Consider the following 23,098-nt stretch of genomic DNA (forward strand, 5'->3'; position numbering starts at 1 on the left):
TTAACCCGAGGGATCATAATGAATAATGTAATAGTCGACCCTAAACAACATCTTAATACCGCCGTGCTAACCCAATATGGCAAACAATTTGGCGATAATGTCCATTATGTGCCAGTTATTGCTGATGAATTAAGAAAGCTTGTGATTGAATACCCCTGTTGTTTACTTAAAAACAATCAAACAGGTCAATTTGGATTACATGCTTTATTGGGGTTTGAGCCAGGTGAAAATCTGTTTCTAACTAAGGATAATTGGGATGCAACTATGATCCCTATGCATGTGAAACGACAGCCTTTCATGCTTGCCCGATTACGAGGCACTGACAACGAGTCACTAAACACCGACAATACCGCATTAACTATCGATATGAACGCGAAACGCGTTGTTGAAATACCGTGCTCTAATGTCGATGCGAAGCGATTGTTTGAGAATGATGGTTCAGCCAGTGCCTATTTAAAGGACATGCATCAGCTAGTGTATCAATTGGCACAAGGGATCATAAAAACAGATGCGTTTATTACAACACTGATTGAACTCGACTTAATTGAGGCTGTTGAAGTTTCTGTAAAACTCATTGATGGACAACAGCATACGTTTAATGGCTTATATGTCATTAATGAGACTGAGTTAATCAACTTAACACCCGCAGCATTGACTGAGTTAACTAAGCAAGGGTACTTGCAAGCATGTTATTTAATGATTGCGTCGATGGGAAATATACAAAAGTTGATAAAGTTAAAAAACCAACAATTACAACAGGCTAAATCTGAAGGATAGTTTTCAGTAACAGCTGACAAAAGGCTATTAAAAAGAGCTGAACACCTAGTGTCAGCTCTGTAGTAAATTCCTATTCAAACTTATCATTAACAAGCGTAATGATTATTTATACTCTATAACACGGGCTATGAAGGTAAATTTACCAGAGTCATTACGATAATCACGATACAAATCAACAGAAAAAGCGGTTGGTTTGTCAGCATCTATCCTTGCCGCTATTTTATGACTCAATGCATCAATATCAACTTCATTATAGATATAGAATTTTTTAACTTTTTCTAAACCGTGTTCTTTGGCCTCGTGGCTAGTTACGTAGATTTCACTGTAGATGTCAGTAATAAATCCCTGATAAGTGACGCTTTCAAAACTTGCATCTTCATCTACCGTAATAAAAATATCCGTTTGCTCATCGACAACGGTAAGTTGTTCCATAGCAGAATTAAGTTTATCGGTTGATGCTTGATTAGATTCTGCTTGCGCACCTGCACTTAACGTCATCATTGTTAGCGCTATTATTGTTTTCTTCATCATTTAAATACCTAGTCATTCAGCTTCAAAAGTGCTGTAGTTCGAATATCGGTATGTTACAAACAATAAAGGGCTTAGCAGAATCAGTTATGTAGGATTGAACCCTTCAAAAAGCAACATGTAATCCATTAAAATAGTTTAGTTGTTTGTTGTCTTATTTGTTAACCGAGGTTAAACGAGAACAGCAATTTTAAAATATTGTCATGTTTTTTAAAAATAGGTTTGTATCTGGTTTTACTTTGACAGTTACCGATTAATGGTTTTGCTGCGACGGTCAAAGGCCTGATAATTAGTCAATAATCTCCATTGACTAAGATTTTTATTTAGCCTACGGTGTACTCTTATTTTGTAAGGGTGGGGCGTTTAAATGTATAAAGCAGTGGCTATTTGTATCATTGGGTTAAGTTTATCCGGTTGTGATATTTTAGAAGAGTTAGTTCATCCATCGCCTACAGATCCAGAAGCCAAAATTGATTCTGGCTTTAAAGACCAAGCTGCACAACTCGGTTTAAGTGAAGCTGTTATTAATCGCTTATGTACTGCAACTAAAAAAATAGAAACTCATTGTATAAATGTCGTTAATGCGAATAACGTGAGAGAAGTAAAAGTTGAGTACACCATGGAAGAAGCCGTTATCAGTAATGGTAATGCTAAATCGTATAATGTCAGTCGTGTTGTTTTTCACCTTGAAACAGATGACAGTGCTTCGAAAGTCTTTTTTGAAAATAGCCGTACTTACAAACAAGATAATGGTTACAGCTACACTTGGACAGAGCCTGAAGGTTATGACGTAGCGAACTTAGTGCTCAGTAGTGATTCAGAGAATCCAATTGCGTTAGCTAACATGACAACAATCGACGCCATTTCAACTTCTGAACTATCAGAAATCGCCTACACTGAGTTAAGTAATGATGAGTATAAATTAGTGGCTGGGGCTGAGATTATGGATGATATCAGTATCGTAGAGTTCCCTTCATTGACCTATGTGTTAACAGCTGATGGTGAAACCGAAGAGGAAGATACTAGCTTCGCTATGTACACTGGTGGTCACGCGAATATACTTGGTAATTTCGCGCCAGTAATTGCAGATGCAATTGAACAAGTTTGGTATTAACTTAGTTAGCATAGTTGTTTTTATCATTTTAAGCGGCCGCAAGGCCGTTTTTCATTTTCATTAACGCCCGAAAATAAAAGGCTATATAAATCCGATGCGGTTAGATAAGTTTGTGCTTCGTAGTACACAATTGAATAAACAACAGGTAGTGAATGTCATTGAGTCGGGATTAGTCGAGGTTAATCAACAAGTCATTACTGACTGTGCAATTCAAGTACACGAAAACAATCATATAACTTACACTGATAAACGGTTAACGCCACGGCCTTTTAGGTATCTTTTACTGCACAAAACACCTGATACATTGTGCTCAAATGTTGATGGTGAATACCCATCTGTATTTAATGACATCGATATCGAAAATAAAGATGAGCTACACATTGTGGGTCGCTTGGATGCTGACACATCTGGTTTGGTATTAATTACTGACGATGGCCGTTGGTCCTTTAATATTACTCGACCAGATATGCATTGCCCCAAAGTGTATCGGGTTACATTAGCAAAACCGATCGCTGAAGAAGCGATAACTAAATTAGAACAAGGACTGTTATTACAGGGGGAGTCAACTAGCACAAGACCCGCTAAGATAATTAAAATTGATGACTTACACGTGCTATTAACGATTACTGAAGGGCGCTACCATCAAGTTAAACGAATGTTTTTTGCTGTAGGAAACAGAGTCAATCAACTACATCGTGAAAAAATTGGTGCCGTATCATTGGATGTTGAACCAAAGCAATGGCGTCATTTAACGGCCTCTGAAATTAGTTCCTTCGGAATGTATAGCCAACAAGCATAATGCGTCAATATGGGTTTATTAAACTCTCCGTTATCTAATATCTACCCAATCAGTTATTATGGTGTTCTTCTTATCCAGGTGTTGATGCTAATCAATATCAAGTGAGCACATGAAAATAGACATCAACGAAATTCCGAGCCAATCCCTAAATGAGATTGATCCCAACGCAACGTGCATCACTTGCAAGGCTTGCTGCTGTAGATTAGAAGTAATGATAATTTCTGATACCGGCGTACCCGATGAATACATCAGTGAAGATAGTTGGGGAGGGCAAGTAATGAAGCGTCTGGATGATGGTTGGTGCGCAGCTGTTGATCGAGGCACATTGATGTGCACGATTTATGAAAATAGGCCTTGGATATGCAGAGAGTTTGAAATGGGTTCTTTTGAATGTGTTGAAGAGCGAAAACAGTTAACAGTTGAAGATTAAAAGCGTTTTAGGCTATTCTCTTGCTGCGCCAAACTTAATAACAAAGGATATGTATCTTAATGAATGGTATGCAATTTATTATAGAGTTATTGGATAAACTCGCTTGGCCTTTAGTGTTTGTATTTTGCGTTTTGATGTTACAAAAACCCATCGCTCGTTTAATCCCTTTGGCTAGAAAACTAAAGTTTAAAGACTTTGAAGTTGAATTTGGACAAGAATTAAAGGCTGTATCAAAACATGCACAAGGGGCTTTTCCTGAGCTTAAACAAAATAAAAAAGCAATTTTGATTGCCTCTGTAGATAACTTACCTAGCTCCTCAATTCTAGAAGCTTGGCGAGAGGTTGATGATGCAGCTGAAAACCTGATAGTAGCAAAGCTCGATAACGTGGATCTTGAATCTAGTACTCGCTACAAATTAATTGAAGAAACCCTGATTTCACAGCATTTAGTTGATACTAAAAAAGCTAAACTATTTAATGAATTACGCCAGTTACGTAACAAAGTTGCCCATGCAAAAGATTATCAGGTTGGTAAGTTAGAAGCGGTACAGTATATCGAGCTGTGTTTTGTATTGGTTGATCACTTTAATCAACTTTTAAACCAAGAATCCTGAGCTCATAATAACGTTAAATAAACACTTTATATTAATGGCACTTAACACTCATGATTTAAAAGCGCCCATACTTCGCTAACCTGTGATTATTATGCTTTTAGCATGGCAGTCACGACCTTGTTAGCATTGGGTGCTGTCGGTTAAATCACTTTTGCTATTACTCTACTTTAAATTGTTGATTGGTTCCGTTATAGCAGCTCCACTGAGTCAGAGAAGCGCCATCATTGGTAGACTTACCGGCGATATCAAGACACTTATTACTGACTTTGCTGATTATCTCGTAATATCCATCACCTTTATCTGCTAAATTCCACATTTGGTTTTGATTACTACTATTACACACCCACTGTTGAATTTTAGCGCCATTACTTGTGCTACCGGCAGATAAATCTAAACATAAATTGCTAACGTTTGATTTTATCGTGTAAAAGCCATTACTTAATTGGTTAAGAGTGAATTTCTGAGCATTGGTGTTAGTACATGAAGCTTGCTGATACTGAGAGCCGTTATAGGTTTGACTATTGATAACATCAATACACTTATTACTGTGCTTAGCGACAAGGTTGTACTGAGTATTTGGTTCTATACTGCCATCATTGCCACCATTATCGCCTCCAGAGTCGCCATTACTAACTGGTTGATAAACTCGTATCCAATCAACATACATTTTGTTTTTGCTTTGATCGGCAAGATCAGCATCCGTTGCCACGTTGCCAGCTTCTGAGCGCCATGAATGATCTTCAGTATCCAATATAATGAACATCTCTTCATTCATCGTATATTGGTTTTTGTCCATGATGGCACCAGTATAATCTTTATCCTTCATTACGACTTCAGCCCATGAGCCTTGAGGGGTTTCTTGTCCATCAATATAAAAAGTTACATCGGTAGGGCTTTTCCAATAAGCGCCAAAGCGATGGAACCCTTCACGCCAATAGTTTCCCCAAGTGGGAGTATTATGGGTTTGGTCGTTAAAGTCACTGCGTATGCTGTTATCACTATTGCGTAAAAAGACATGAAAGTTGGTTGACATATTTTGAGTAAACCAGGTTTCACGAGACCCACCATATACTTCTAGAATATCAATTTCCCGTTCGTCATTTTCACTCAGGAGCCAGAAATTGGAAGATAACTCTAAGTTGCTAACCTTGATGTTAGCTTCAAGGAATATAGGATACTTAACTTTTGTTTTAGAGGTAATCACACCCGCATTAACTAAGTTTGGCGCTTTACGTGAGGCACTAATAATTAAATTACCATCAGAAACCCATGATTCGTTTTGACTCCATCGAGTTAAACCAGGGCCTTCCCAATTATTAAAGTAGGTATCATTCCATTTACTGTTAAAAGTGGCATTTTTACCTTGATAATTAAATGAATCAGAATATTGTTCATTTAGTTGCCAAACTAAACCGTTACCAGGATCCGCAGGTAATGGAATATTATCCCAATCAGCTGCAATACAAACACTGGTTAATGCACTGGTGGCCATCAAAGTAGTAGCATAGATAACATTCATACTAGGTTTCATAAATTTCCCTTTCTTATGAAGAACACTTTCTTGTAAAAAGTGTTTAACTAATGGCTATTTTTGATTAAACAAAAATAGATCCAGCCAGATTGAATACCACTTACAAACTGACAAGATGTGTTCAGCTCCTGCTTGCTATAAAAGCAAGAGCATGATTACTCAGAAATAAACTGAACGAATAAAAATAGTCTTATCAGTTATTCAAAATGATTCAGTGGTTTTGATTGAGCAAAATATTGCATTGAAATTGAGGTAATGAACCCGCCGTCATCTTCGAACTTAACGTCGATATCATTGTTTATATCTAGGTAGGTATTTGGGATTGGGATTTCAATAACCCCAAAATATTGCAGTCTTCCTTGACCTTGATTGTATTGATCATACCCGCGGTAATCGGGGTTTACACTGATAGGGTTGCCATTCACGGTTACCGTTGGTTGTAATGATTTACCATGCTCACGACCAAGTCCTAGGCGAAGTAAGGCTTCACCTGTTTCAGCAATCACAACATTATTTATTGAAAATATTTCAGCCTTGTTAGCCGTAATCGACCGCTTATAAGTCTCAGCATAATATTTGGTTTCAATTTGCTGGTGAGCTAACTCAACGGCGTCAAGTAGTTCGAGTTTTATGATTACCGTGCTTTCACTCTCAATCGTATATTCGGCTAATTCATCAAGTGTTATTAAGTCGGTTTCGTTTAGTGATGTTTGGTTGTTATTATGCGTTAACTGTTTGATACTAATTTTATTTATCTTATCTTTATCTATTCCTAGTACAGACACATCGACCATTTTGTGCGTTTTTTCAAGACTGTTAATTATTAAAAAAGCATTATTGCCATCAACATAAGCATCTAATTGGAAATCACTGTCGTTTGAGTAACTGTCGACCCTAGTGCCATTCACTTCTGACCAAAGTTGATAAAACTTAACCATGTCGGTATAAACATATTCATCGCCACTTTGACCTTCAATCTCCTTCTTTTGTCGCATTAAACGTGTGTAATAGGGAACAGTTTCGCTTTCTCGTCCCCATTCAGCTTTTACTGGAATGAAGGGAATGGCCATTTCAATGTTATCTGCACGTTCTAAAAATGACATTAATTGGCTGTTGATGGCTCTTAAATGATACCAATCCCGTTCAGCTAACCATGGTTGATTAAATAGCCCATGTACTTGAGCACCATATTCTGAAACTAAAAATGGTTTTACTTCTCCTAATGTCAGGTACATGTAATGTTCAAGCATATCAAACGTCGCTTCAATGTTACTTCCAGAGCGTAATTCTTCACGATTTTGAAATGAAGGGAAGTCATAAAGATGAAGCGATATAAAATCCATATCGTCACCTGCCAAATCTATAAACGCTTTATCTCGTTGCTCCCAGCGAGCAAAATCTTGTTTATCAAAATCAGGAAAGGCGACGGTATATCCGCCTACGAGTACGTCACTATTAACTTGTTCATTGTCTATCTTTATTGACTTTATGGCTTTGGCAATATTGATATGAAATTGAAATATCTGAGCAATATCACTGGGTTGTTCTGCTATATCCACTAATTCAAATAGCGGCTCATTCATAACTTCTACATATTTTGGCTTGGGTTGACCGTAGATATCTACGCCATCATTTTTATTAAAATACTTAGCAATATATTGGCCCATGTAATCACCTGTTGCCGTGCCAAAAGGCTCATCAGGTGTATCTTGTTGAGAAAATGCCCAGCCTTGACCTGTATCTTTTCCATCAGGCCAATAAGGGTGTTGTTGTGCCGCAATCACCATATTTAGATTACGGTGCTCGTGCTGTCTTTGGCTTTTTGCCCTTGAATCTAACGCCGTTTTATAACTCCAACGAATATTACCGCCAATATCAGTCATCGTATTTGCATTAGCATAACCAGATTGAACTGCCGATTCGTTAAGTAAACTTAATTGATAGCGCATACCGCCAGTATCCCGTCCAAAATAGACGTCATAACCCTCAATAAATTCGCTAATTAGGTCGCTTGATTCATTTACCCCAACGTTGTACCAATCGTTTTCTGTATGAGATGCATGGATAGTAATAAATTTTTCACGTTGAAACTGGCTAACATTATTAATGCTATGGATTGTATCTAAGTTAAACATGAGCTTTGTCGCTGAAGCCATTATGTTAGGCGTCGTAGTTACTGCAAATTCAGTAGTAAAGTCACCAACAGTGATTTGAGCTGTGAGAGTTGTACCGACTGTGTTGGCAGCAATCAACTGAACAGCAATTGAATCACCATCTGATACACTTTGGGTGGATTGAGTAAAGTCCTCATCATTGATTGAAATAAAGCCACCAATGACATTGACATCTACCGAGGTATTTATTCCTGAAATTTGGATAACCTCAGAGGCATTCTTGCTCGCTAATGGCGCATTTGTTATTGGCGTAAAATGAAATGGATCTGGAGTGCTGTCAGGTACAATAACATTGTCAATTTTGGGGTCATTTACTTCATTGTTATCTGCAGTTGAAGAACCACAACCTAACAAAGTTATAAACATAGCAATGATAATAATAGCGTTGAGACGTTGTTTATCGCCTAGATTATTCGAGGTCATATATGTTCACTTTTATTTATTTAACATAACAGGACACAATAACTTCGTAGACAACAAGGTGACGATTTACGGATCACCTTCAAACATATCTATCCTTAATTAAGATATCGCTAACCTAGCATTGTTTAATGAATATTGTTAACAAAATTTATTAAAGTTAATTTTTACTATTTTAGTCGTTGAATTAAATTGCTAGTGTAAACAACTGTATTTTAATGCTAAAAATAGCAATTGATAACCATTTGGTTTTTAAATGCAATTTAATTCACGGGTAAATACTGTAAAGAATCCCTAATCAATATAAAAACAAGCATCAAGATAGAGTTATTCATGTGATTCGATGTATTGTTAATAACTTATCTAAGTAAAAAATTGAAAGTAATAACGTCTGATCTAAAAGTTCGAAAAGACGAGTATCAAGACTACTTTGAATTAACCATTGAGTTAATTAATGAGCTTGAAGCCAAAGTTTTGGAGTGTTTGTTGTTCAAGGGATTCGAATTTACCTAGGGAACAAGGATTAATCCTTGTTAGTTAATCGATTCTAGTTAATTGTTGGCTGTTAAGTTTAATGGTTGAGCGTTTCACGAAAAAAACATTCATTTTAAAAAACATTCAATTTTAAAAAGGCAAAAGGGCAGTGAAAACTGCCCTTGATAATAGATAAGAGAAACTTGCTGATTTATTTAATATTAGCTTTTATCGCTTTAGATGCTCGACTAATGTCACCTTCACGTAAGGCCTGTAATATTCCTCTGTGCTCTTCAACACACTCAGAACTTGATGTAATACGTTTATAATTTAAACGCATACGCATTACATATGGATACCAAATATTCACCAAATCTTCGCCACCGGCTTTATAAATTAGGTAATTATGGAAGGAAATATCAACCTTAGTGACTTCTGTGAAATCTTCTCTATCAAACGCCGCTTGTAGTTCATCTAGAATCGACTCTAATTGAACAACATCATCATCTGTTAATGGGTTTTGCTTGAGATTTTCAATCGCATAAACCTCTATATTTTGACGAAGATTTATCATTAATTTTTGCAGCTTAGGTTCTAATATACTGTTAACTGAAGCGCCGCAATTGTTCTTAGAAATTAACAAGCCTTCTTTGGTTAACTGCAGGATAACATCACGGATTGGCCCACGAGAAAGCCCAAATCTTTTAGCAAGTTCTTGTTCATTTAATTTGGTATTCGGGGCCAAATCTCCCGAGATAATATCTGAACGTAATTGATCAGCAATTTGGTCTTTTACCGATAAGATTTTGGTAGGTTTAGCTGCAGCCATGATATATCCAATTTATTCATATTATTTAACATTCTAGACATTGAGCTATTTTATTACAATTGTCAAATGTCATATTGTTAAAAATATACACTTTAATTTTTTATAAGTATCTGAATTTAAAGTGCAAGATTTATATCCTACTTTTAAAAATGCAAAAAAATGCCCATTTACCATTATATTGTTAACAAATTACATGGCTAACTAACGGTAAAATGGGCAATCTGAAGACCTGTTCAGATGACAAACAACCTTACTAGGTTGGAGCAAAATGAAGTACTCACTGGGGAGAGAAATACTTCTATAAATTGAATCTGTTTATTTTTCCTTAAAACGTTGTTGATACATTGTTTTGTTGATTGCTTTTGCAGCTTCCACCATATAGGGATAAGGCGTATCAGTTACCGAAACGAAACCCACATTGTAGTTTTCGCCATCATAGGCACGTCCGGTAATAGGTGAGTCAATATATTGGAACCAATGAGCACCGACAAAATAGGGATTATCGATGACAGACTTCATGTAGTCTTTGTACATAACAGCTCTGTCTTGTTGGTCTGATGCGAGAATAAGCCCAGGATGATATAAACCTGAATCTTTAGCACCAATATGGAATTCACCAATTATGCTCGGCATATCAATTTCTTGTAAGAATGCCCAAGACTTTTTGGTTAAGCCTTCTTTATAAGAATTAAAGCTTATAACATCTACATGCTTAGCTGATGCATTAACGACTTCTCGTGGCATTCCCCAATCTGGAAAACGAGATCCTAAATACAGATGATTTGGCATGTAATGCTTTACTGCTTTATTAACAGTGCTGAAATATTTGTCAGCATAGGCTGTTAGCAATAATCCATAATCATTGATTTGTTCAGCGTTGTTTATACTCGAATCAATACCGCTATCAAATTCTGCCCAATCAGTAATCGATTTGTTCCACGCCTGATTTAGCTTATTTATATCCACATATTTTTGTTGCATCAGACGAGTAAATTCGGCTTTGGTTGGTACTTCAGCACCGTTTTTAGTTAACGTATTGACGACAATGCCATAGCGGCTTTCTGTACTATCCGAACGGCCAAAGCTTTTTTCATTATCAACGAAAATACCTACGCACCATGGATTGCCTTTTACTTCATCGTATATGACCTTAGCGGTAGCATAGGCACGTTTTTCAAATTCAGGGTCAAATACATCTGGCATTGGCGCCCAAAAATCATCACCGCTAGAAACCGTTTTATAATTTCCAATGATCCAACCATTAGCAAAATAGGGGATTTTGTTGCTAYCGTAAAACCTAGGGTCGGTCCAATTCCCTAAGGACGTAAAACCCCAATCTAGCATTCGATTTACTGTGGTATCTTCCCATGCCTGCATATAGCCTTTAGCTTGTTGACCGTATTTACGTTCTAAGTTTGCCGAATAAAAACTGAACGTTTCTCCATGCTTTAATGGACCAGAATGTGCGCTGCGACGATAACCAAAATGTTTACCTAAAGGTGCATCGTAGTCGGGCAACCAACTGAACATGTTTGTGCGTGTGTTAGATGCGATAAATCGACTCGCTATTGCCTCATCAGACACGCGGTTTAACTTTTGAGAATCCTCTGGTGTGACGTTATCTTTAGGTGGTTGGACAATATACGCTTGCTTAAAGTCATATCCGGTTAATGTTGAGGAATTAGATAAACGGATAATATCAATGCCTGTGGCTAAATATAGATATCCATCAGGGTCAACTAATGACCATTTACCGTTCACTTTTTCTGTTCTAAAAAAGCCTGTCGCCTTTAACTTAGGACCTGATAACCATCCACCATAACGACTTCTATCTTCTGCGACTTTACCGGTAAATGTTTTAGCCTCATCGACACGTTGTTGTTCTAACTCTAGATCATTATGAACTTTCCCAATAAAGTCCTGTTTTTTGTTTTGTCCGTATTGATCAACGATATCAGTTAGAAAGAGGGGATCAAATTTTGGATTTTGCCTAATTTGCACTCGACTAATATCGATAGATTTGTCATGCAGATTGCTTTGAACACTTAAACTAATTTTGGCGATGCCAGCCGTATTGAGATTCTTCTTCCCCCACATAGAGGTAAATTGATGTTCATTACTTTGCCAAGTATCAGGATTCGAACGTAAACCTGAGGAGAAGTTGAGTTCTACTTTATGATCGCTATCCATCACACCTAAGTCATGGCCAGCCATTTTTGCGTAATAGGTTTGAATGTTATCTCCAACAGGGACATTTACCGTTCGTGTATAAGTAAACCCATCAATATCACTGATATCAAGATACAACTGCACACTATGATTACTGGTATTAACGATATCAAAAGCTAAGTTAAAGTCATTCAAATCACTCCAGTCCCAAGCTTTTTCTGGAACAAAACTGACACCGCTATAATTATTATCTTTTGAGTTAAAAGCGACATGTAATTTGCCATCAGAGATACTCGTCTGAGCGGCAACAGGTTTAATTATGTTGTTACTTTGGCTATTGAAGTTAATCAAATCCATCGCTTGTTTGCTGTTAACTACCAATGGCACGCTTTCGGCTGGTGTTGCGTTTTGGCCTATATTTTGTGTGTCATGTTGACAAGCGATAGTGGACAAAATTGTTGTCGCTATGAAGCTATACCTAAGCGCATTTCGAGTATCTAATTTTATTTTCATCTTTTTCCCAAAGCATTTTGACTTAGCTAAACAGTTAATAATTATTGTTAACAATCTACATTGTTAATTTTTTATTAGCAATACGTTAATGACGAAACAAGGTAAAAATCTAAAAATTTTGAATGTTGAATTAAGCAGGACTGTTATGGATTAACGCTCTATAGATTTTTAAGTAATTATTAAATATAACCTTTTAAGGTTATGGGGTAATTTGTTTACTTTGTTTTAGCAGAATAACTAAATTGATTTTGGTAAATTGTTAACAATAGTTGCTATCTATTTATTGTTAGTGCTAATGTAATGTTAATTGCATTGTTGGTCGCGGGATGAAGTTAAAGTCTGAAGAGCCAATAAGTGTGCTGTTAAATCATACCAAAAATTTGGGTTACATTGCTCAGCACAAATATAAGTAGATAATTAAATAGATAGTGGATGTTAATATGATTATTAAAAGTCACAGTGTTTTATATTGTGCGCTGGTTGTGGCATTGGGCGGTTTTATTTTTGGCTTAGATGCAGCGTTGATATCTGGCACAGTGCGTTTTGTCACTACAGAATTTGATTTAACGGATCTTCAAATTGGAACTGTTGTCAGTGCACCTGGCTTCGGAGTCATATTTGCTTTGATGATCACAGGGTTTATATGCGACAAGATTGGACGTAAAAAAACCTTAGTTATTATCTCATTTATCTACATTATTTCAGCGGTGCTATCAGTCATGGCCACCAGCTTTGAATCATTGGTTGTCGCTAGGTTTATTGGCGGGCTCGCATTTACCTCTTTATCCGTAGCTGCAATGTATATTGGTGAAATCGCACCATCACATTTACGCGGTAAGTTAGTCTCTATAATTCAAATCAACATCGTAGTGGGTTTATCCATAGCTTACTTTGCAAACTTTGCCATATTAGAAATATCAGAAAGCGCGTACCCTTGGGTTTCATCATTGCATATCGATACTCATACATGGCGTTGGATGTTAGGTATCGAAATTTTACCCGCTATAGTGTGGTTTTTATTACTACTTAACATCCCGCAAAGCCCACGCTGGCTAATCATGAAGCGAAAAGAAGACAAAGCTAAACTAATTATTAATCAATTTAACAATACGACTCAGTGCGAAGATGAAGTCGCCCAGATCAAACAAAGCCTTAAAAGTCATAATGAAAAAGAATCTTTTTGGGTACTCTTTAAAAGTCTTTTTGATAGTAAAGTCCGGGGCGTGGTGATGCTTGGATTAACCATAGGTATTGTGCAACAAATCACTGGGATCAATGCGATTATGTTTTACGCACCCACAGTATTTGAACAGCTCGGAATAGGCACTGATGCTGCTTTTTTTCAAGCTGTTGTAGTCGGACTCGTTAGTATTATCTTTACTGTGGTCGCTATTTTATTAATCGATAAGCTTGGTCGAAGACCTTTAGTTATTTGGGGACTCGCTACAGCCACCATAAGTTTATTTGCTTGTTACTGGGGCTTTAGTCAGGCTACTTATTCATTAACAGAACAATCATTAGTGTCTCTAGCAGAACAAGTAAACATTGAGCCTTTAACATCTATGTTAAACGTTGTTTTTCAAAGTGACGTTGAATTTAAGACAGCCTTGATTAGTGTGCTAGGTGAGTCGGATGCTAAGCAATATGAAAGTGTGCTGCTGCAAAGTGCTGCAACTATCAATGCTAACTTAATTATCGCGGGTATCATTGGCTTCATTGCAGCTTTTCATTTTTCAATTGGCCCAATAATGTGGGTGTTATTTTCTGAAATATTCCCAACACATATTCGTGGTGTTGCGATTCCTGTTTTTGCGTTCATCACAAGCTTCGTAAGTTATTTAGTGCAGCAGTTTTTCCCTTGGCAATTAAGTGTGTTTGGTGCTGATGAAATATTCTTGTTTTATGCTATTTGTGGTGCAATTGGATTTATTTTGTTATTCAAAATCATGCCAGAGACGAAAAACAAAAGTATTGAAGAAATAGAAATTTTGCTCTCAGGCAAACACACAGATAACAAAGACAATAGTATCCCACTCGCTAAAAGAGAGGCATAAACATGACGTCTATGTTAGCCATTGGCGAGTGCATGATGGAACTATCTGAACATTCTACGTCATTGTTACACCGTGCTTTTGCTGGTGACACATACAATGCTTTGGTCTACGCCAAACAATATGAGCCAAAAATTGACTGTCAATTCTTTAGTGCAATTGGTCATGATCAACCTAGTAAAGCAATGAGAGCGGCGTGGGGAAAAAACGGTATTAACAGTCAATCGGCGTTAAGTATTGAGCAAGCAACAATTGGTATTTATGCCATCTCTACTGATAATCAAGGTGAACGCAGTTTCAGCTATTGGCGTAATCAGTCTGCAGCCACTCAGATGATGAAAGTACTAACGACGGATAAATTATTAAACCGTATTGGTAAAGTTGATCTCGTGTTTTTTAGTGGTATTTCGTTAGGGATTCTCACTGATGAAGATAAACATTTACTGCTTAATCTCATACAGAAATTTCGCCAACAGGGTGCATTAATCGCCTTTGATCCTAATTACCGCACCGCAATGTGGCAGTCTGTTGAACATGCAAAAACGTGGTTTGATTTAGCTTACCAGCACTGCGATATTGCCTTACCTGGTGTAGAAGAACATCAGATTATTTATAACCATAACACCGCTAGCGAAGTCGCTTTGTATTGCCAATCCTTAGCGGTATCTGAGATTGTAGTAAAGAGTGGCCTTGATGGTACTTATATATATGACTCTAATTCGTTAATAGACCATCAAGCATTTAATCCAGCTCCTCAACAAGTTGATTCAACAGCTGCAGGTGACTCATTTGCTGGTACGTATCTCTCCAGTAGGTTAGCTGGCAACAGTATTTCTCTCGCACTTGCAGACGCTTGTTTTGTTGCTCGTGAAGTTGTGCAGCACAAAGGCGCTTTACTCCCTGGTGATGTTTATCAACAAATGATGACTTCTAAAATCAACAATAATTGTGCATAAACGTGATTAGTGATTACGACTTTAAAAATTAATAGCCGCATTAACTAGAAAAACAAAATATATTTTAGGAACCCGAATGAACCCTAATAAACCGTTGAGCCTTGCTAGTAAACGAGCAATCGAAAGAGGATATGACCAAACAACGTCTGATTGGTTAGTTGAGTTTGATGTAACCCCTTTAAAAGGCGATTTTGCCTATGAAGAAGGTGTAATTAGACGGGATCCTTCATCTGTAATTAGTGTCGATGGGGTTTTACATTGCTGGTATACCAAAGGTATCGGTGAAACGGTCGGTTTTGGTTCAGACAACGTAGACGACAAAGTGTTTCCTTGGGATTTAACGGAAGTCTGGCATGCAACGTCGACAGATGGTGAAACATGGAAAGAACAAGGTGTAGCCATTGAGCGGGGCCAAAATGGCCAATATGATGATCGCGCTATTTTTACACCTGAAGTATTAGCTCACCAAGGTCGTTATTACCTTGTCTATCAAACAGTGACGACACCTTACACCAACAGACAATATGAAGAAATTGCATTGGCTAGTTCAGATAGCCCTTATGGCCCTTGGCATAAATCAGCTTCTCCTATCTTAAGTCCAAGTAAAGATGGGCAATGGCGAGGAGATGAAGATAATCGCTTTCATGTTACCAGCAAAGGGAGTTTTGACAGCCATAAAGTACATGATCCGTGTTTACTGTTTTTCGATAACAAGTTCTACCTTTATTACAAAGGTGAAACTATGGGTGAAGAAATGAATTTTGGCGGACGTGAAATTAAGCATGGTGTGGCAGTTGCAGACAATATTCAAGGACCGTATATCAAATCTGAGTTAAACCCAATTTCAAATAGTGGACACGAAGTGGTTGTTTGGAATTTTGAAGGTGGCATAGCGTCATTATTAACAACAGACGGACCAGAAAAAAATACCATACAGTTCGCTGAAGATGGCCAAAATTTTGAAATTAAAGCCCATATTAAAGGCGCACCTGAAGCTATTGGCTTGTTTCGTAGCGGCTCTGAAATAGCTAAACCAGGTTTAGATTGGGGCTTATGTCATAAGTATGATGCAAGCTGGAATTGGAATTATATTTGTCGCTTTAGCATAAAACGACAAATCCTTGATGCAGGTACATTTCAAAACAGTAACTAAACACCGTTTAATTACTAAGTCTAATTGTTGAAAGTATAACTATCTAAGTCATGTCAGTGACTAATTAAAAAATGAGGCGCTTATGGATAGGCGAAGTTTTATAAAGCTGTCGGCGTTAGCTACAGGAAGCATGCTGTTTCCGACACAAGCAGCAAGAGCTGCAGCTAGTAGACGCTCATTAACGAAAACCACCCCCGTTGAATTATTGCCAAGCAATGTTCAACGCCCTTGGCTTGGGAAAGCGTTTTGGGGTAATCGTTTGCAAGATTGGCGCTTGAATGCGGGTAAAATTGAATGTATTCGCGGTGAACGTGGTTTTGAAATGCGCACAGTGTCTATTTTAACTCGCCAACTCAACAACACACCAAAGCCGGCACGTATCAAAGCTAAAGTCAGTAACTTAACGCCGACTAAAGCCGGTTTTTGTGGTTTTTTATTAGCAGCAGGCGCAGACCAACTTGATTACCGTGCTAGTGCGTTAATTCAACGCGCATCGGGTAAAAATGGCGGCTTTATGGCTGTCATTAATGACAAAGGTGAACTAAGTTTTAGAGGTTTTTCTGACACCAATAAGCCGCTGGCTTTCGAAAAAGTGGTTAGAACTAATACAGTGAACATCGGCCAACTTCATGACCGTGAAATCATTTTAGATTGCCATATTGACCCAGTATCAAATAATAACTTTGATGTACGTTTGATCGCCATAGACAGTAAAACTAACAAAGAATTAGGTTTTATTGTTCGTACTGGTGTACCTAGTTCTGAATTACTTGGCGGCGTGATGTTGTTGTCATCAATGCCATCTAAACAAAGCGGCGCAAGATGGGCGTTTGAAGATATTCAGTCCGGTGGTGACAAACTGTCTCAATTTGATGATAGAGGATTAGGGCCAGTTATTGGCTGTATGCATAGCTTGAATAAGTCGGTATTAAAGCTAAGTGCACAATTTATGCCTGTTGCTGAGAATGAATATCGCAAGGTTTCACTTGAATATCGTCAATCATCAAACAGCGAATGGCAATCTACTACTTCGCAAATTGAACCCGGTTATGTCATTCAATTTCGAGTTGAAGGGTGGGATAATACACAACAATATGATTACCGGGTTGTTAACCAAGATAACGGTAACGCAGATGTGCTCTATCAAGGTCAAATATTAAAAGATCCTGGTCAGTCTAAGACGTTGTCGATAGCGTTATATTCTTGTTTAGTTCCGACCAACTTGTCATTAGATATTGAACACTACAAAACGCGTTTGAAACAAGAAAAGCTATTGGGTCGTTTTGGTCCTAAAAACATTTTATTTCCGCATACTAAGTTAGTCGGTAATTGTGATAGTCATGAACCCGATATGTATGTGTTTTGTGGTGATCAATATTATGAAGCAACGCCCACGCAAGTATGGCGGGGCAGACCTGATTCTCATTTAGATATGTTGTATCGCTGGTACTTATGGTATTGGACATTTAGAGATTCAATTCGTAATAAACCGTCTATATTGCTAGCCGATGACCATGATGTATTACAAGGCAATTTGTGGGGAGTCGGCGGTAGGGATCCTGTGGTACTAGAAGGAGACAAACGCACTGAAGAAGACGGCGGCTATATGGAAACCAAAGCGCTGGTTAAAATGGTTTACCGTATGCAGCATGGTCATAATCCGGATGCGTATGATCCTACGCCAATAGATCATGATATTCCAGTAACTTATGGTGCCTTTGTTTATGGTGGCGTGAGTTTTGCGCTGGTTGAAGATAGGAAGTTTAAATCAAGGCGTAATACTAATATCAATCCATTACATACTCAGGGAGAGTTGTTAGGTCATCGTCAAGAGCAGTTTTTGCGTGCATGGGCCGATATGGACAAAGGCTTACCTAAAGTGTGTATTGCCTCCTCAATTTGGGGTTCACCTCAAACTAAAAGCAACTTAGAGCCGCTATTAGATTATGACTCAAACGGCTATCCACCTGATGGTAGAACCCGTGCAGTTAAGCTGATTAAAGACGCCGGTGCCGTGGTGATCTGTGGCGACCAACATTTACCAATGATGGCCAAACAAGGGCTTGATACCTTTGATGATGGACCGCTATTTTTCGCTGGCCCTGCAGCAGCTGCATTCTGGCAGCGTTGGTTTGAAGGTTTAGGCAAACTTGATAACCCGTTCAATAATGATCCTAATACTGGCAACTTTACCGACATATTTGGTAATAAAATGCGCGTATTGGCCGTTGCCAACCCGAAAGTAACTTATGATGACTTTAAGCAACAAACCAAAAATTCATGGAGTAACTTTTTGGCAGACCGATCATTGAAGAGCGAAGGCTATGGTATTGTGAAGGTTGACCACAAAGCCCAACAATTTGAATTTGAATGTTGGGAATGGAATACCGATCCAAACAAAGGTAAGCAATTTCCAGGTTGGCCTTTTTTGCACAAATGGTCTTAAACCATTTTCAAGCGACAATTCATAAAATGATATATGCCGGCTAAAGTCAAACACTAAGATTTACCGGCATACTTTATCAAAAAATTAACATTTCACGCCTATCAACTCATAAAAGCACTCTTTTATTTTCCGCAATTTGAACAAACATTCAATAACAAATACTGCATTTTTGTGGCGTATTTATCTAGATATTAACTCAATACAGTAGATAATGCTGTTGCGCTTGATTTCAAAATTCTAACTATACCGCTAATGATTATTAGATGCATATTGTCAATAAAATCAGCAACTAATAGATTAGTGTCAGTAATTTATTTCTTACGAAATACACGTTAATATATTGTAAAAACAACGTTTGATATAAAATAAACCTTAATTATAAATGGCATTGTTTAGGAATATGATTAATTGAAGATTGTTAACAAAATTATGTTGACAGTTATTTTATTGATCAGTAATGTCTACAAACAGAGTTGCAACATTATTTTAACTTTTGCAGCTCAATGAGGCAGAAACATAAACGCTCTTGGGGGAGTAGACATGCCATTTAAAAACAAAACTTATAAATACAGCTCAGTGTATCTGGCCTTGCTAACTGCGATGTCATTACAGGTATCTGCAGAAGAAGGGAATAATGACTCCACAGAAGAAATGGAAGTTATCCAAGTAAAAGGATTAAAAGGGAGTTTAAAAAAATCCATCAACGATAAACGCTTTGCGGAAAATTTAACAGATTCAATCAATGCTGAAGATATTGGTAAATCAACGGATCAAAATATTGCTGATGCATTATCTCGTGTTACCGGTGTGACTGTTCAATCAGTTGATGGTGAAGGGTCGAGAATTACTGTTCGTGGTGCAAATTCACAACAAAATAATATTAGCTTAAATGGTGTTCAGTTAGGTTCAACAGACTTTAGCCAAAGTGTCGATTTATCGCAGTATTCATCAGATATTTTATCGAAAATCGAGGTAGTAAAAACACCGAGTGCAGATCATGAAGAAGGCGCTTTAGGTGCAAACATTAATTTAATAACCAATAAGCCCTTAGATTTAAATTATGAAATCCGCAATTTGACTGTTGAAGGCCGTTATAACGATTTACTGGAAGATGAAAATTATCGTTTATCTGGGACGATTTCAGAAAAATTCTTAGATGACACGTTTGGTCTTATATTTACCGCAGTATCCGAAACAAATTCATATCGTCGTGATCAATATGCCGCTGATCAATGGGTTTCAGAATTTTCACACCTTGCAACAGACACACAAGGCAACCAAGTACAAGATGTGTGGGGCATCACCAACAAGAACAGCCGATACGAATTAAGTCATAATGATGTTGAACGCCTTAATTTTAATTTAGGTCTGCAATGGGCACCAACCAGTGCAACTGAATTTAACCTCAACACCAATTATACTAAACAAGATTTCGAAAGCTCGATGCATGGTGTACAAGTAAGAAGTGGCCAGCAAGGTAATATGATCGAGGGTGTCGATCCAGGATTAGGTGGTGGCCCATCTGCTTGGAGTGATCCACAAGAAAATTGGCATACGATTGATACCAAAACCAATACGTTCACAAAGTATCTAAATCGATTTGGCGACGGTGGTTTAATTCAGTCTGAAAACAAATATGAAGAAGAAAACACTTTAATCTCATTTGACGTTCGCCATGACATTTCAGATAACTTCATTATGGAAGCGGGTTTAGGTTACTCAAAGTCTGAGCGTATCCCAGACAATCAAGTGTATATTGCCATGCAAAACTACGGCAACATCAATCGCTGGTTGATTAAGAATGTACCAGCAACAGATATTGAACCTGTTGGTTATGACTGTACTAACGGACCTTGTACGCTAGTAGGTGGTCAGGGCTTAATTGATTACGGTGCGAATAACGAATTTGGCGACCCGTTAAATGTTTGGGATAACTATAGCACCACAGGCTTTAATCCTGATGAATTAGATGCGCAGCATTTAACCTTTTTAAATCGATCCGTTGTTGCTGTGGAAGATGTTCAAAAATCAGCATTTGTAGATTTTGATTGGGTGTTAGATGCTGGGCCTATCACCAGCGTTGAATTTGGCGCTAAATACACTGAACGCGAAAAATATGTTGATGATCAACAAAATGCATTCAACAGCGTTGGAGAAGGTATTGTGGTTAACAACCCTTATACCGGTAATCCTGCTGTGCTCAATGATGGCTTGATATCCCTTAGTGGTGATTTATTTGCAACAGACACCGATTTTCCTGTTGACGATTTTATGTCAAGCAATGGCTATGGCCGTGATGCATTTACAGATGGTTGGGCCACGTTCTCTGCCTTTAAAGCATTCGATGTCGCCTTGGGTTCTCCATCTGTTGGCTTTTCGCCCGATGATTCTAATACCCGCTCAGCTGAACTTGAAAATTTTGCTACTTATTTAAAAGCAAACTTTGACTTATTTGAAGGCCGATTGTCAGGTGATCTTGGTGTGCGTTATGTAAAAACAGAAGTATCAACAGCAGGATCATCAGGGGTGCAATTTGCTTTTGACCCAGGAARCGTTGGCCGTTTAATGGATCCCTTTAAACTTGCTGAACTACGGGATTCAAGTTTACCTGAATGTGGTGGTATTCCATTTTATGGTACAGACTGGAATGCTGAAGCGCGTTGGGGACGAGTTGATGGACAAGGTTATGATACAGTTGGAACAAATGATCTAACCGATGATATTTTAATTGCTGATCAAGGCCCATGTTTCGACCCAAATACCGTGCGTGGCAATCCTAACGAGACTGATTGGTGGTTATGGCGTCACAGTGATGTCTCTACTGAAAAATTCTATGTATATGGGGATCGTCAGTTTGATGAGAATGGTCAATTAGTTGCTACAGAAGATCGAAGTCGTCGAACTTTTGATGTTACTGGTACACATGACTATGACGTGTTTTTACCGAGTTTAAATCTAAATTACATGCTTTTAGACGATACGATTTTACGTTTTGCAGCATCTAAAACCATGTCTAGACCACAAATAGACTCATTACGTCCTGGTTTTAAAGTGAGTGAAACACAATGGGGTGGTTACAACCGTAATAATACAATCACATTAACCTCACCAAAGCTTGACCCACTTGAGTCAGTCAACTTAGATTTATCATATGAATGGTATTTCAATGAAACCAGTATGCTTTCAGCAGGATTATTCTACAAAGATATGACTAACTTTGAAGAATCAGAAACCGTTGTTACCTACATGGATGATTTACGTGATGTTGGTTTAACTGAAGGTGAGTCATATAATCCTGATGATCTCGTGTTAGTTGCAGGACAAGACAGTCTTGAACAATGTATGCCTAAACGCTTTCAAGGCAGTGATGAATTCCGTGAAGACTGGATGTACTCAGGTGATTTAGAACAAATGTGTGCGCAATTTAAAACCACACGAATTAAAAATGGTAAAGGTGCGACGATTAAAGGCGTTGAATTACAATATATTCAAACCTTTGACATGTTGCCTGGTTGGTTATCTGGTTTAGGTGTTCAAACAAACTATACATACCAAGATAGTGAATATGACCAAGAGGTGTCATCGATTGATGATTCAGTGAAATTACCTGCTTTACAAGTCGCCTACACACCAGAGCACAGTTATAATGTCACCGCATTTTGGGAAAAGAATGGTCATCAACTTAGGTTGTCATACCGAGGTAATAGTGATCAATTAGCTAAACGTTCTTGGGAGTCAGGCTCTTTATGGGAAGAAGGACGTCAAACCCTCGATTTCTCAGCAAGTTATAAACTAAATGATTTTGTTACCTTTTCATTCCAAGCAGTGAATTTAACTGATGAAGGCATTCGCCAATACTATACAAGCCGATTCTTAAATGTGAATGGCAATGTGTTAGATGAGGGAAGCCCAATTAGTGGAGATGCAACAGATTCGCGTACCGTTTATCAATATCAAACGGGTCGTACATTCCGTTTAAATGCTCGAATGAATTTCTAATCAAATTCTTTATTCGAAAAAAGCCGCCTTTGGCGGCTTTTTTTGTTTTTAAAATAGCGCTTCGCGGTTTAAACGAATAAGCAAAACATAACATTCATCAGATACAAGGACTTATACTTTT

Annotated in this window: 15 protein-coding genes; 10 read left to right on the top strand and 5 right to left on the bottom strand. The window is 37.8% G+C overall.

The annotated features are described in order from the left end of the window. The first annotated feature begins 18 nt into the window (after nucleotides 1-18). The gene (locus tag A9267_RS02105; protein ID WP_065108063.1) at nucleotides 19-777 is read left to right on the top strand and encodes a SapC family protein; all 759 of its coding nucleotides are present in this window, start codon (nucleotides 19-21) and stop codon (nucleotides 775-777) included. Between the two features lie 102 nt (nucleotides 778-879). Here A9267_RS02105 and A9267_RS02110 read toward each other — a convergent pair whose 3' ends face one another. Further along, nucleotides 880-1,308, bottom strand: coding sequence for a hypothetical protein (locus A9267_RS02110; RefSeq protein WP_055024533.1), 429 nt, complete (start codon nucleotides 1,306-1,308; stop codon nucleotides 880-882). A 364-nt stretch (nucleotides 1,309-1,672) separates the two neighbouring features. Between A9267_RS02110 and A9267_RS02115 the strand changes: the two genes are divergently transcribed. From A9267_RS02115 to A9267_RS02130, 4 genes are all read left to right on the top strand, one after another. Further along, a complete protein-coding gene (locus A9267_RS02115) occupies nucleotides 1,673-2,419 on the top strand; it encodes a hypothetical protein (protein WP_065108064.1) in 747 nt (248 codons plus the stop codon). Between the two features lie 94 nt (nucleotides 2,420-2,513). Next, nucleotides 2,514-3,218, top strand: a complete 705-nt coding sequence (locus tag A9267_RS02120; RefSeq protein ID WP_065108065.1) for a pseudouridine synthase — start codon at nucleotides 2,514-2,516, stop codon at nucleotides 3,216-3,218. 109 nt (nucleotides 3,219-3,327) lie between these two features. Continuing rightward, complete coding sequence (locus A9267_RS02125) at nucleotides 3,328-3,648, top strand: YkgJ family cysteine cluster protein (RefSeq protein ID WP_065108066.1); 321 nt, start codon at nucleotides 3,328-3,330, stop codon at nucleotides 3,646-3,648. A gap of 68 nt (nucleotides 3,649-3,716) precedes the next feature. Next, nucleotides 3,717-4,262 (top strand): HEPN domain-containing protein, encoded by a 546-nt coding sequence (locus tag A9267_RS02130; RefSeq protein ID WP_231919029.1) that lies wholly within the window; start codon nucleotides 3,717-3,719, stop codon nucleotides 4,260-4,262. 157 nt (nucleotides 4,263-4,419) lie between these two features. Here the strand turns inward: A9267_RS02130 and A9267_RS02135 are convergent, their stop codons facing one another. The 4 genes from A9267_RS02135 to A9267_RS02150 form a co-directional block, all read right to left on the bottom strand. Next, the gene (locus A9267_RS02135) at nucleotides 4,420-5,793 is read right to left on the bottom strand and encodes an RICIN domain-containing protein (RefSeq protein ID WP_231919030.1); all 1,374 of its coding nucleotides are present in this window, start codon (nucleotides 5,791-5,793) and stop codon (nucleotides 4,420-4,422) included. 197 nt (nucleotides 5,794-5,990) lie between these two features. Continuing rightward, the gene (locus A9267_RS02140) at nucleotides 5,991-8,390 is read right to left on the bottom strand and encodes a hypothetical protein (protein WP_065108068.1); all 2,400 of its coding nucleotides are present in this window, start codon (nucleotides 8,388-8,390) and stop codon (nucleotides 5,991-5,993) included. A 682-nt stretch (nucleotides 8,391-9,072) separates the two neighbouring features. Further along, nucleotides 9,073-9,690: a GntR family transcriptional regulator gene (locus tag A9267_RS02145; RefSeq protein ID WP_065108069.1), complete on the bottom strand. Its 618-nt coding sequence runs from the start codon at nucleotides 9,688-9,690 to the stop codon at nucleotides 9,073-9,075. 315 nt (nucleotides 9,691-10,005) lie between these two features. Then, nucleotides 10,006-12,372, bottom strand: coding sequence for a beta-galactosidase (locus A9267_RS02150; RefSeq protein ID WP_065108070.1), 2,367 nt, complete (start codon nucleotides 12,370-12,372; stop codon nucleotides 10,006-10,008). 440 nt (nucleotides 12,373-12,812) lie between these two features. Here A9267_RS02150 and A9267_RS02155 point away from each other — a divergent pair, with 440 nt between their 5' ends. The 5 genes from A9267_RS02155 to A9267_RS02175 all read left to right on the top strand — a co-directional run bounded on the left by A9267_RS02155 (nucleotide 12,813) and on the right by A9267_RS02175 (nucleotide 22,977). Next, entirely contained in the window at nucleotides 12,813-14,426 is a 1,614-nt protein-coding gene (locus A9267_RS02155) for a sugar porter family MFS transporter (RefSeq protein ID WP_065108071.1), read from the top strand. 2 nt (nucleotides 14,427-14,428) lie between these two features. Further along, nucleotides 14,429-15,379, top strand: a complete 951-nt coding sequence (locus A9267_RS02160) for a sugar kinase (protein ID WP_065108072.1) — start codon at nucleotides 14,429-14,431, stop codon at nucleotides 15,377-15,379. 76 nt (nucleotides 15,380-15,455) lie between these two features. Next, nucleotides 15,456-16,532: a glycoside hydrolase family 117 protein gene (locus A9267_RS02165; RefSeq protein ID WP_065108073.1), complete on the top strand. Its 1,077-nt coding sequence runs from the start codon at nucleotides 15,456-15,458 to the stop codon at nucleotides 16,530-16,532. An 82-nt stretch (nucleotides 16,533-16,614) separates the two neighbouring features. Then, entirely contained in the window at nucleotides 16,615-18,978 is a 2,364-nt protein-coding gene (locus tag A9267_RS02170; RefSeq protein WP_065108074.1) for an alkaline phosphatase D family protein, read from the top strand. 540 nt (nucleotides 18,979-19,518) lie between these two features. Next, nucleotides 19,519-22,977, top strand: a complete 3,459-nt coding sequence (locus A9267_RS02175; protein WP_065108075.1) for a TonB-dependent receptor — start codon at nucleotides 19,519-19,521, stop codon at nucleotides 22,975-22,977. Nucleotides 22,978-23,098 lie beyond the last annotated feature (121 nt).

It is taken from the genome of Shewanella sp. UCD-FRSSP16_17, from assembly GCF_001675935.1.
GTDB lineage: Bacteria > Pseudomonadota > Gammaproteobacteria > Enterobacterales > Shewanellaceae > Shewanella > Shewanella japonica.

What these genes read in the sequence shown, in the direction of transcription:
- A9267_RS02115 (WP_065108064.1), top strand. Translation starts at nt 1,673, where the DNA reads ATGTATAAAGCAGTGGCTATTTGTATCATTGGGTTAAGTTTATCCGGT.
- A9267_RS02155 (WP_065108071.1), top strand. Translation starts at nt 12,813, where the DNA reads ATGATTATTAAAAGTCACAGTGTTTTATATTGTGCGCTGGTTGTGGCA.
- A9267_RS02110 (WP_055024533.1), bottom strand. Translation starts at nt 1,308, where the DNA reads ATGATGAAGAAAACAATAATAGCGCTAACAATGATGACGTTAAGTGCA.
- A9267_RS02125 (WP_065108066.1), top strand. Translation starts at nt 3,328, where the DNA reads ATGAAAATAGACATCAACGAAATTCCGAGCCAATCCCTAAATGAGATT.
- A9267_RS02165 (WP_065108073.1), top strand. Translation starts at nt 15,456, where the DNA reads ATGAACCCTAATAAACCGTTGAGCCTTGCTAGTAAACGAGCAATCGAA.
- A9267_RS02135 (WP_231919030.1), bottom strand. Translation starts at nt 5,793, where the DNA reads ATGAAACCTAGTATGAATGTTATCTATGCTACTACTTTGATGGCCACC.
- A9267_RS02130 (WP_231919029.1), top strand. Translation starts at nt 3,717, where the DNA reads ATGCAATTTATTATAGAGTTATTGGATAAACTCGCTTGGCCTTTAGTG.
- A9267_RS02120 (WP_065108065.1), top strand. Translation starts at nt 2,514, where the DNA reads ATGCGGTTAGATAAGTTTGTGCTTCGTAGTACACAATTGAATAAACAA.
- A9267_RS02145 (WP_065108069.1), bottom strand. Translation starts at nt 9,690, where the DNA reads ATGGCTGCAGCTAAACCTACCAAAATCTTATCGGTAAAAGACCAAATT.
- A9267_RS02160 (WP_065108072.1), top strand. Translation starts at nt 14,429, where the DNA reads ATGACGTCTATGTTAGCCATTGGCGAGTGCATGATGGAACTATCTGAA.
- A9267_RS02140 (WP_065108068.1), bottom strand. Translation starts at nt 8,390, where the DNA reads ATGACCTCGAATAATCTAGGCGATAAACAACGTCTCAACGCTATTATT.
- A9267_RS02105 (WP_065108063.1), top strand. Translation starts at nt 19, where the DNA reads ATGAATAATGTAATAGTCGACCCTAAACAACATCTTAATACCGCCGTG.
- A9267_RS02170 (WP_065108074.1), top strand. Translation starts at nt 16,615, where the DNA reads ATGGATAGGCGAAGTTTTATAAAGCTGTCGGCGTTAGCTACAGGAAGC.